We start from the raw sequence: 11,317 nt of genomic DNA, 5'->3' as shown, positions 1-11,317 counted from the left end.
CCTATTTAAGTGATGTGCTGAAAAGGCTGCCGACGCATAAAGTGACCCAAATAGAAGAATTACTGCCACACCGCTGGAAATCCGACCAAAATTAAAAAATAGGCATGGGATTCAGCGGACGCTTACATACTTTTAGCAGTTTAGATATACCAAAAATAAACTTTAAAACTGTTGCAAAATTAGCCAAATGTTATAACTTCAAACATAATCCTAAGAGTTTATTAGATAGTTTTCCTTTCTTTAAAAGAGAGCACTAGCTCTCTTTTTTATTCAGTTCATTATTTAAAGCTTCTAGCTCTTTTTCAAACTTTTCACTAATTAAATTATAACCATGCTTTTTCTTAAAATAATCAGCAGATTCTTTAATAATATTTTTCGCCCATCTTACTTTTTCATAATCTAATTTATCTTTTGGATGATCATGGACTATCCCAAGTTCAGATACACAACCCAATTTATAGCCTTCACGCAAGATCCTTAATGAAAACTCTAAATCCTCATATCCAATAAACATATTTTCATCATAACCATTCAGTTTCAAAAAGGTATCTTTTTTAGCTATATTTGCTCCACCAAACATAAAATTACAATAAAATGGTTTAGGATCAACCAGACTTGATACTGTTTTACCTTTAAAGATTGATCGTTGCTCTAGAAGATATTCATCCCCTGTAATTCTAGAAATAAATATATCACCACCATAAGCATAAATACTCTTTGTATCAGGATTTAATAAAGGTAAGGACATAAAGTGCGTATTTAAAACTGCAATTTCTTTCTGTGCTATTGGCAGTATGTTTGAAATAAAATAGACATCATTATCCAGACTCATAATCCAGTCATATTTTGCTTCTTTACTTGCTAGATTTCTTGCAAAACTTGGACCTGTATTTCTCCCAATTTCAATAATCCGACAATCATACTCAAAGTTTTCAATATATTTCTTTAATTTTTCAATTTCTTCAACATTTGAACCATTATCGACAATTAAAACTTCACCTTTAAATAAAGGAATATAATTCTTAATAGATTCAAGCAGTTTAATTGATAGATCTGAACGATTATATGAAATAAAACTAATTGTTAAGTTTTTTCCATGCTCACCAATATTTAAATTTTCCGTATTACCAATATTTTCTGATAGAAAGCGATGGGTATCATTTACAAGACTTTCGACTAGTATAAAATCTTTACCAATTTTTCGTTGATTATCATTTCTGAAATACTTTCTTAAAAAACGTGAAAAAGGTGAGATTGCTTCCATTTCAATTTCCTACATGACGAAAAAAATCGTCTAATAAATTAGATATATATTCAAATGAATACTTAAAACATGCATCATCATAACCATTTTTAGCAATTCTGATTTGATTAGATTTACTATTTATTATAGACATCAATACTACCGACAGATCATTAGCATCTCCACACTTTGCCATCAAACCATTTTCACCTTGGCGAATAATCTGCTGAACACTAATATGATCACTCGCAACCACGGGTTTCCCCCAGGCAAAAGCATCTAATATGGCTAAAGGTTGGGTATCATTCATGGTAGGCACGAGTGCAATATCGATATCATTGTAAAATTTTCTTTTATCTTCACCACCAATCCAGCCTAAAAACTCAACTTCATTTTCTAAATTCAAATCTTTAACCTGCTGAATTAAAGTAGCTTTCTGCTCACCTTCCCCGGCAATCAGAAGCTTCACTTTATATCCTTGTTGCTTGAGTTGCTGTACCGCAGAAATTGCTAAATGTGTACCTTTATATTCAACCAAACGCGTCATAATGCCTAAGACAACTGGTTCACTCAGCGTTTCAGAAAAAGAGGGCTGACTCTCAGGTAAGTGAATTAAATTTGAAATAATAGCCTGTGGTTTTTTAGTTAAATCGACACCTTTGTTTTTTGCCGCTTCTGCAACACATTGCCCCACATAAGGGGTAATATGAATAAATCCATCTGCTCTCAGCGTTCTTTTTACATTATGGCTGTGATTCATCGCAATTACAGGACATTTGATTCGTGCAAAAAACATCGCATTTTTAAACAAATAAACTGCACGTCCACTGTGGGCAATCACAACATCGGGACGATAAGTACGCAACCACAAAGCCAATTTTACTGCGGCTAACAGATCATAGAATCCTGAACTGTTCAGACAAAATTTTGGATAATTTTCAGATTTTAAATTCTTATTTTCCTCACCATATACCAAGACACCCTCATGCCCTTTACTGGCTAAGGCATCAAAAGTATTGAGCATCGCTTGCCAACGACCACCCGAAGCATCGCCATATACAGTATGAATAATTTTTAATTTTTTCAAGAACAAGAGCCTATAAAGTAAATTTTACCAATTGTTTATTGGGTCAACATTCTAATATTTTCAGTCTGGAGAAACCATTGTCTCTTTAAAAATAATTCCTTGCATATTCGCTTTACTTCAAGTCTCTGACAAGATTATAGAATTTTGTTACCATACAAAGTAGATAGAGCAAACGTTCAAATATGATGAAAAGCAAACCTAGTCTCGCAGTTCTCCTTATTCACGATCAACGGGCTGGGCACTTAAACCCCAGTCTTGGCGTATATGACTGCCTAGAAACAGCTTATACAACAACCTTGGATAAAGTCGAAACTCCAAGCATAAAAAAATGGCAAATAAGCATGTTGAAAAAGCTCAGTTGGTATCCTCCTTTATTTGATTTTTGCTCAACCATTTTTTTCAAAAAATTTCACTCAAAGCAAAATATTGACTGTATTATTTGTTCGGGCATGCCAAATTTGCTCTATGGCATTTTTGTCAGTCGCAGATTAAAAGTTCCATTGTTTTACGCAGGTGATTTACGCAAAGTAAATGGACAACTGGTGAACTGTACAATTACAGCACTAGAACAAAATACTGCATCGGACCAAGTTGTGCTTGCCACCCCACCAGTTAAAAAAGACTTTATTAATCTGCAACAGGATCAACTTGATCAAACCACTGCCTTGCTGATTTTAGGTGGTCCGACAGATGAGCATCCTTTTACATATGACGATTTTGAAAAAATCATCGATAAATTTATTGCATTTTGTACTCAAAATCAGCTGAAGGGGCTCATCACCGATTCACGCCGCACACCGAATTTAGATCGCTATTTTCAAAAGACCAAAATCCCTGAAAATATTCAATTGCATTTAGTTCAAACAAAAAATGCTTTATCTTTAGTTCAGCTTATTAAACAGGCCACTTATATTTTTGTCACAGAAGATAGTACATCTATGCTGGCTGAAACTATTCAAAGTGGTCGCTTCATCTGCTCAATTTATAATTCCAAGTCTATTTTAGAACCTTTAAATCAGAAATATCTTCAACATAAACTCATGCAACGACAAAATTTAGCAGCAGACTTTCAACATCCAGATTGTAAAAATACCCAAGCCTTAGATTTAACTAGACCGATTGTTCAGGCTTTTAAACGTAATTTAGGATATTAAAATGATTTCAGTCGTCCTCACTCACTACAATAAGGGTTTATTACTCAATAGAACGATCGATTCATTGCAACCCGAAGATGAAAATTTACATGAAATTATCGTGGTAGATGACTGTTCTACAGACCCAGAATGGCCGACTAATTATCAATACTTATTAGCCAATTATCCCAAAGTCAAAATTATCCAGAATACGGACAATAAAGGTCCTGCGGTTCGCCTAAATCAAGGTGCATTTGCTGCGACTGGTGATTATCTCTTTTTCATGGACTCTGATGATATCCTGGCTCCAAATCGCTTAAATATGTTTTTACATGAGATGCAAAAACAGCAGGCAGATTTATGCTATGCAGAAAAAGTAAAAATTCACGATTTAAATGAAATTCAAAAACATACTATTGGAACCTGGGAATCTAGCACGACTCCTCTAAACTATGTACTCGAAAATAATATTATGCAAATGTGTGTCATGTGTACACGTGAATTATTTTTAAAGTCTAAAGGCTGTAATGAAAATATATTTATTCAAGATGAATCGCTCGCCCTAAATTTAGCCAAATATTCTCAAAAAATTATTTCTAGCAATTTACATAGTGTTTTTGTTCTTTTAGATGAAACGGAAACCAAATCGGTTCGTGGAGAAAATCGTTTATCGCGCCACTTAGAGCAACAACACCACGATATGTTCTTTACAATTGATGACTTTATTCAAGATTATCCTGAAATAAATGAACAAGATAAAAAGTTATTAACCAAAAAAGCACTTTCAACATACTGGAAAAGTATTCGTCACACACCAAAGAGAAACTTTTCTGATTTTCTGATTTATTTAGCTGCGCGGATTAATCCTATTCAAACCTGGAATAAACATCACCAAAAGCTTACTACATATTTTAATCAATTAGATCATGTGCGTAAGATTAACAAAAGAGCGTAATTACGCTCTTTTGCCTAATTTCATTCGCAATTTCACTGCAAACAGCGAATCTTTACCGCTGATTTTAATACGCTGTAACTGCATAAAATCGGGCTGCTCTAAATCTATACCTTCTTTTGTGGTCACTGCATTGTGATAGCCTGCCTTTCGGACCAGCGCCACATCACGTGTAGAATAAATTCCAAAGGGATAAGCAAAGCTCGTCACTTCCTGCTGGATTAAGCTTTCCAATACCTGCTTGGATTGAGTTAATTCAGCCAAGCATTCTTCATCGCTTAGTTTCGCCATATTGGCATGAGTCAGCGTATGCGAACCAATTTCCACCAAACCTGAATTTGCTAACCACTTTACTTGCTCATCATTCAGTTTTGGCTCACGCGCCAGTTCACCACTATTATGATGCGCTTTTTTATAGGTTGACCAATCTCGATCATGTCGGTCCACTACTACATAAATGGTCGCTTTAGCCTGATACTTTTCTAATATTGGGTAAGCATTTTCCAGATTATCCAGATAACCATCATCAAAGGTAATGGCCACGGTTTTTTCAGGGTGTCTACCCCAATTTTGTTGTAATTCTTGCATGGTGACAAAATGAAAGCCTTCTGCTTTCATCCATGCTACCTGCTTTTCAAATTCCGCCGGTTTTACCCGTAATTTATTAAACTTGGCACCATCAATATGGTCCCTGACCATGTGATACATCAGCACACGAGGTCGTTTCCAGTCTACCGCTGGTTTCCACCATGCATATTTATAACTAAACGCCATGACTAAGACCAACAGGAGAATAAAAATATAAATCACAAGAGCAACCTGATTATTGTGCTAAAAGATATGTTGCCACACGCTCTGCTTCTTTAAAAGCATGAGGTTCAGGTAACGCTTGAATTGAAGTACTCTCAGAAACCAAATGAGATTGAATAATGTGATCAATCGATTGGGTAATCCGATCTTCTTTTAATCGATCAATCCCAATCACTCCCACCTTACAACCGGCGGTTAAGGCCTCAAAAATCATGGAAACACTATCTTCCGTGACCCAAACTGCTTCTGCCTTTTGCATTTCCTCAAAGATCCAGCCTTGCGGGGTTTGTTCTACCGGAAAAATTTGCAAATACTGATTATAAGGTTGCTTAATTAAATGAGCCAGAAATTCGGATGGTGTACGACGTGAGGTAGTCAGAATAATTTTACCGTCAGGATGATTTTCTACGATCTGCTGAATTGCTGACAAAACTTTTGCTTCATTCCATTGATGACGTTTGGAAGAACCACCTAAAGCTATCAAGATCTGACTGGCTTGATGGCGCTGCTCATTAACAATCGGGTTTAAAGCCCCTTGAGTGGTAATAACATGCCTGGATTCAGGTACACCATCATGTTCAGGAATAATAGCATAATCAAACCAGCTGAAAGGAAAATTCGGTTTCATTAAAATAACCGTTTTCGCCTGAGGATATACTTTACCCAGTAGCAGAACCCGTGACTGGGTATGGCTGCCGACTCCCAAAATATAATCCGGCTTTTTTTCAAACAGGGACAATTGATGACTCAACATGCCTTTTAAAAGCGTGAAAATTGGCAATTGCTGAAGGGCGATTTCCTGAAAAGTTACTTCGCTATTGCTTATACGCTGCATGGCTTTATACAAACCGACTGCTTGCGAACGGTGTCCCGCTTTAGCATCACTGACGTAGACAATATGCATGTTTATTGTTTCCTTTTACACCATTAAGCATTGACATCCTCACCCACCTGAAAGGAGGGTGATTCCTACTGCTAGACGCTTATGCCCAAGCGCAAGTATGTTCTTAGCGGAATTTAAATCACGATGATTTATACTTCCGCACTCACATTCCCATACTCTTATTCGCAAATCTGTTCTACCTTGTGGACTGCTAGAGGTGATCTCACCACAGCACGAACAAATTTGGGTTGTGAACCTCTCACTAACTTCCTCAAACAATACCCCTGCGTTCTCGCATTTATACTTGAGCATTGTTTTGAGTGCTGAAAATCCTGTGTCCAAAACAGATTTCGCCATCTTGGTTTTCACCAGCTTTTTCGCACTTAAGTCACCTACAACAATCAGTGCATTTTCTTTCACAAGCAGAGTGCTTGCCTTATGCAAATGATCTTTACGACTGTTTGCAATCTTGGCATGTAATGCACGAACACGTTTTTTATTCCTTGCTCGTTGAGCTATACCTAATTTCTTTTCATATTTTCGATAGAATTTAGGATTTGAAATCACAGTACCATCTGAGCAGGTGGCTATATCTTTTAAGCCCAGATCAATCCCGATCGCTTTGGTGGCGGTAGGTTTCTCAGCTTTAGTGCTATCCACAACAAGACACACATACCAGCGCCCACGACTATCCTCAACAAATGAGCCTGTTCTAACGCTGTATTTGCCTATACCGTAGCTATCCCACAGTTTGAATTGATGCTTGCCATATTGCACATATCCATCAGCATATTTAATCGCTACTTTTTTAAAGGGTATCCAACCAAGTGAACGTCTTGCTGACTTTTTGTTACTCACACGCCATTTTAATTTTGCTTTTCTAAACTGTTCTCTTTTACCAGCATATTCTTCTCTGATTGCATCCACCGTTTGACTATGCAAACCACACAATTTTGAAGTCCCTTTTGTGTATTTAGCCATATCGAATGCTGAGAAAAAGTCACCTGTTCTTTTCAGGTGTTTGAAACTTAAATCATTCACATAATTCCAAACAAAGTTAACCTCAGATGCTAATTGGTCTAGCACCTTGCAATGTTTGTCTTTTATGCGTAATTTAAGTGTTTTCATGGGCTTATATTAGCTCATGTTAAATTAAAGGTGCTGATTTTTAAAAAACTCAACGACATTTCATGTCGTGTCGCTTATATTTCTGCCCTGAAGGACAGAGTTTTACGCTCCATTTGATAAAAAAGGCGAAACTTTCGTTCCGCCTCCTCATCTTAACCGATCAACTTATTTTACGTAAGTTAACCAGTGTGCATATTTAGGATCTTTACCCTGAACCGCATCAAAGAATGCTTTCTGGATTTTTGTCGTAATTGGACCACGACAGCCTTCGCCAATGATACGATCATCATATTCACGGATTGGAGTCACTTCAGCTGCAGTACCGGTGAAGAATGCTTCATCACCGATATAAAATTCATCACGGGTAATACGACGTTCAAATACTTCAATGCCCAAGTCTTTGGCAATGGTAATGATAGTTTGACGGGTAATACCGTCTAAAGCACCGCCAGCAATATCCGGTGTATGCAATGCACCATCTTTTACCAGGAATACGTTTTCGCCAGAGCCTTGGCATACATAACCTTGTGGATCCATCAACATCGCTTCGTCATAACCCGAATGTGCCACTTCCTGATGGGCAAGAATAGACAAGGTATAGTTACCTGAAGCCTTTGCCTTACACATGGTCACGTTTGGATGGTGATGGGTAAATGATGAAGTTTTTACGCGAATGCCTTTCGCCATCGCTTCTTCACCCAGGTAAGCACCCCAGCCCCATGCTGCCACAGTGGCATGAATAGTATTATCCGTTGCAGCAATACCGAGTTTTTCAGAACCGATAAAGATAATTGGGCGCAAATAGCATGAAGCTAATTTATTTTCACGTACTACATCAATTTGAGCCTGCTCAAGTGCTGCATGATCAAATGGAACCTTCATTTGATAGATTTTTGCAGAGTTAAGCAAACGCTTGGTATGATCTTGGAGACGGAAAATCGCGGTACCATTTGGTGTTTCATAAGCACGGACACCCTCAAAGACACCCATACTGTAGTGTAATGTATGAGTTAGGACGTGGATTTTCGCCTCACGCCAGTCAACCATTTGTCCATCTTGCCAGATAAAACCATCACGATCAGCCAAATTCATGGCACACACTCCAAATTTTTATACACAGTCATTTCTATCCAAAGCAAAAGTTGCAGTTGGATCAATTAATCTTTGCCATAACTTGCAAACGACCTCTCGGGTATCGTACCAGTCGTCAGCTGCAACTTGCATGGATTGATTTGCAAGGGCTAAACGGTGGCTCTCGGCTCGTTCACGGAGATAAGCTTGAATCAATGCTGTCGCGTCGGCGCTGGATAAGCGATCCGTTTTTGCGGCATCCTCAAGGATTCGTACGTTGTCGGAGTAATGGGCGAGATCAGGATTCGACCCACTCCATGCTAATACCGCATACTGTGCCATAAATTCGATATCAACGATACCACCTGCATCCTGTTTTAAGTGAAAAATCCCATCTTTTTGCTGCTCTTTGGAAGAGCCTAAATGGTCTTTCATTTTTTGACGCATTTTCAGCACTTCTGCTCGAACATTCGCCTCATCCCGTGGCTGGGTCAAAATGCGGCAGCGTAAATCTTCAAACTTTTCTCGCAGGGAAGCTTCACCGGCAATGGATCGGGCACGAACCAGCGCCTGATGCTCCCACACCCAGGCACTTTTTAATTGATATTGTTCAAAGGCTTTGAGGCTGGTCACCAACAGTCCCGCCTCACCCGATGGACGTAAGCGGGTATCAATTTCATAAACGCGCCCATCTAAGGTTTGTGTGGTCATCAGCGACATGAATTTCTGTGCCACGCGTATGGCAAACTCAAAACCGCTAATCGGTTTAATACCATCGGTATCACCCTGTTCACTCATATAATGAATAAATACCAGATCCAAATCCGAGCCATAACCCAGTTCAATACCACCTAGTTTGCCATAGCCTGCGACCGCGAATGCCATATGATCGAGTGAACAGCGCTGCCCCTCTACATCTAAAGGATAGCCATGCTTTTTAGCAGTAATTTGATAAGCCAGATTTAATGTCGCATTAACGGATACTTCTGCGATATCGGTTAATGCATCGGAGACTTTCATCAATGGACTTTCCGCCAGCACATCACTGGCTGCCACAGCCAATACATTGGATTTCTTGAATAAACGCAGCACACGCATCTGATCTTCAACCTGATCAATCTCGATACGTAACAGTTGCTGGCGCAGTGAATCTTCCAGATCCTTGCGTTTCGGCAATTCAAAATCCATCGATAAAAATTCGTCCAGCAGTACCGGATAATGGGTCAGTTCCTCACAAATCCATGGACTCACCGTGGCCATTTTCACAAGACGCTGCAGCGCACCCTTACTTTCAATCAACATTACCAGATACACAGTACGGCGCAGGACCGATTCGACCAAAGGCATCAAACGTAACAGTGCCACTTGCGGTTTATCGGACTGCAAAATCGCTTCAATCAGGTGTGGCCAAAACGTCTTTAAACGCTGTACGGCTTTGGCTGGCAATTTTTTCAGCGCATGCCCATTCCAGAATTCATGCACCAGATTTTTGGCATCTTCATCCAGCACTTCATTCAGCTGTTTCTCTAATTGAGTAAAGCTTTCAATTAACGGATCAGGTTCTTTTTCTTTAATCAAATGCTCAAACTGGTAGATGACCTTGGCGCGTTTTTGATTCAGTACCTCTAAAAATTGCTCCCAACTGTCAAAACCCAGCGTTTCAATCATGCGATTTCTTAAATCAGGTTCATTGGGCAAGGACTGGGTCTGCTGGTCATTGAGTGCCTGAATGGCATGTTCAATCCGGCGCAGGAACAGATAAGCATCTTCCAGTTCAAGTACAGCATTGTGTTCAAGAAGCCCCACTTCACCCAAATGATGCAGGCTGACCAGACACTGGCGATCCTGCAATTCAAGTTTTGAGCCACCATAAATCAATTGAAACACTTGAACGATGAATTCGACTTCACGAATTCCCCCTGCTCCAAGCTTGATATCATCTTCGATATTACGGCGTTGTACTTCGCGTTCAATCATCGCCTTCATTTCACGCATGGCTTCAAAGGCGGTGTAATCGACATATTTACGAAACACAAAAGGACGGGTCATCTCCAATAATTCATCACCTTCTGTTCCACCGGTGACTATGCGGGCTTTAATCCAGGCATAGCGCTCCCACTCACGGCCATGCTGGCTTAAATATTTTTCCAGAGCCACATGGCTAATCGCCAAAGCTGAACCATCCCCCCAAGGACGCAGGCGCATATCAACACGGAACACAAAACCGTCTGCGGTAATATGATCAAGCAGATAAATCAGCTTTTGCCCCCACAAAATATAGAACTGCTGTACATCAATACATTTGCGACCATCAGTTTCGCCCTGTTCATCAAAGGCAAAAATAAGATCAATATCACTTGAAAGATTAAGCTCTTGTGCCCCGAGCTTGCCCATGGCTACCACAATTAAATCCTGCACAGCCCCACCGTAGCCGATAGGCTCACCGTGCTTGGCCACCAATGGAGCACGGGCAAAATCTTTAGCCGCGCAAATAGCAGCATCGGCAAAATCGGAAAGCTCACGTGTCAGGGTTATCACATCCGTCAACCGGTTGGCATCCTGCCAAATCCAGCGGAACATCAAGCGCGCGCGAAGCACACGAATGGCATGCATCCAGGTGCTTTCATCTGTAATCTGCTCTAGCGTGTCATGAACAATATTCTGGATTTGAATGGTGGTTAAAGGAAGGAGAAATTGATCAATTGCATAATCTTGTTCTAATAGAGCGCTGTGTTTTCCCAACACCTGTTCTGCATATTGGCTCGCACGCAATGTGTTGTGCAATTGTTCCGCATTCATCTTAAAACCTTCAGCCTGATTTTTTTCTAGTTATAGCAGCTGAAAAGAAATAGTGGAAAAGAAAAATTGATTTTCTATCTTAAATAGGACTTACGCATTGACAGATTCAAAAAAGTATTAAAATGCTTTATAAAGTATCTGTGATCAGACGAATTAAACATGCTTCTACAGCAACTTGTACATTACCCATTTATATGGGCTTTCTCATGAC

The 11,317-nt window shown here is 39.4% G+C and carries 10 protein-coding genes; 3 read left to right on the top strand and 7 right to left on the bottom strand.

The window, feature by feature from the left end; translation table 11 throughout:
- A partial coding sequence (locus FTU91_RS14045) for a transposase domain-containing protein (protein ID WP_148114837.1) occupies nucleotides 1-95 on the top strand: 95 nt, incomplete at its 5' end.
- Between the two features lie 158 nt (nucleotides 96-253).
- Here FTU91_RS14045 and FTU91_RS14040 read toward each other — a convergent pair.
- A complete protein-coding gene (locus FTU91_RS14040) occupies nucleotides 254-1,264 on the bottom strand; it encodes a glycosyltransferase family 2 protein (RefSeq protein WP_180082549.1) in 1,011 nt (336 codons plus the stop codon).
- Nucleotide 1,265: 1 nt separating this feature from the next.
- Entirely contained in the window at nucleotides 1,266-2,330 is a 1,065-nt protein-coding gene (locus FTU91_RS14035) for a glycosyltransferase family 4 protein (RefSeq protein WP_180082548.1), read from the bottom strand.
- Between the two features lie 182 nt (nucleotides 2,331-2,512).
- Here FTU91_RS14035 and FTU91_RS14030 point away from each other — a divergent pair, with 182 nt between their 5' ends.
- Both FTU91_RS14030 and FTU91_RS14025 read left to right on the top strand, forming a co-directional pair.
- On the top strand, nucleotides 2,513-3,484 hold the full coding sequence (locus FTU91_RS14030) for an ELM1/GtrOC1 family putative glycosyltransferase (RefSeq protein ID WP_180082547.1): 972 nt from the start codon (nucleotides 2,513-2,515) through the stop codon (nucleotides 3,482-3,484).
- A gap of 1 nt (nucleotide 3,485) precedes the next feature.
- Nucleotides 3,486-4,418, top strand: a complete 933-nt coding sequence (locus tag FTU91_RS14025) for a glycosyltransferase family 2 protein (protein WP_086197537.1) — start codon at nucleotides 3,486-3,488, stop codon at nucleotides 4,416-4,418.
- Here the strand turns inward: FTU91_RS14025 and FTU91_RS14020 are convergent, their stop codons facing one another.
- The 5 genes from FTU91_RS14020 to glnE all read right to left on the bottom strand — a co-directional run bounded on the left by FTU91_RS14020 (nucleotide 4,419) and on the right by glnE (nucleotide 11,106).
- On the bottom strand, nucleotides 4,419-5,225 hold the full coding sequence (locus FTU91_RS14020; protein ID WP_180082545.1) for a polysaccharide deacetylase family protein: 807 nt from the start codon (nucleotides 5,223-5,225) through the stop codon (nucleotides 4,419-4,421).
- A 13-nt stretch (nucleotides 5,226-5,238) separates the two neighbouring features.
- Nucleotides 5,239-6,129 (bottom strand): ELM1/GtrOC1 family putative glycosyltransferase, encoded by an 891-nt coding sequence (locus FTU91_RS14015; RefSeq protein ID WP_180082542.1) that lies wholly within the window; start codon nucleotides 6,127-6,129, stop codon nucleotides 5,239-5,241.
- 39 nt (nucleotides 6,130-6,168) lie between these two features.
- Complete coding sequence (locus tag FTU91_RS14010) at nucleotides 6,169-7,236, bottom strand: RNA-guided endonuclease TnpB family protein (protein ID WP_180082540.1); 1,068 nt, start codon at nucleotides 7,234-7,236, stop codon at nucleotides 6,169-6,171.
- A gap of 165 nt (nucleotides 7,237-7,401) precedes the next feature.
- Nucleotides 7,402-8,328, bottom strand: coding sequence for a branched-chain amino acid transaminase (locus tag FTU91_RS14005; protein ID WP_166171246.1), 927 nt, complete (start codon nucleotides 8,326-8,328; stop codon nucleotides 7,402-7,404).
- 18 nt (nucleotides 8,329-8,346) lie between these two features.
- A complete protein-coding gene (glnE, locus tag FTU91_RS14000) occupies nucleotides 8,347-11,106 on the bottom strand; it encodes a bifunctional [glutamate--ammonia ligase]-adenylyl-L-tyrosine phosphorylase/[glutamate--ammonia-ligase] adenylyltransferase (protein WP_180082538.1) in 2,760 nt (919 codons plus the stop codon).
- Between the last annotated feature and the right edge of the window lie 211 nt (nucleotides 11,107-11,317).

Source organism: Acinetobacter sp. YH12201, assembly GCF_013418145.1.
Lineage (GTDB): Bacteria > Pseudomonadota > Gammaproteobacteria > Pseudomonadales > Moraxellaceae > Acinetobacter.
Note: the sequence above shows the minus strand (reverse complement) of the source record. Positions and strands in the feature narration are given on the sequence as shown.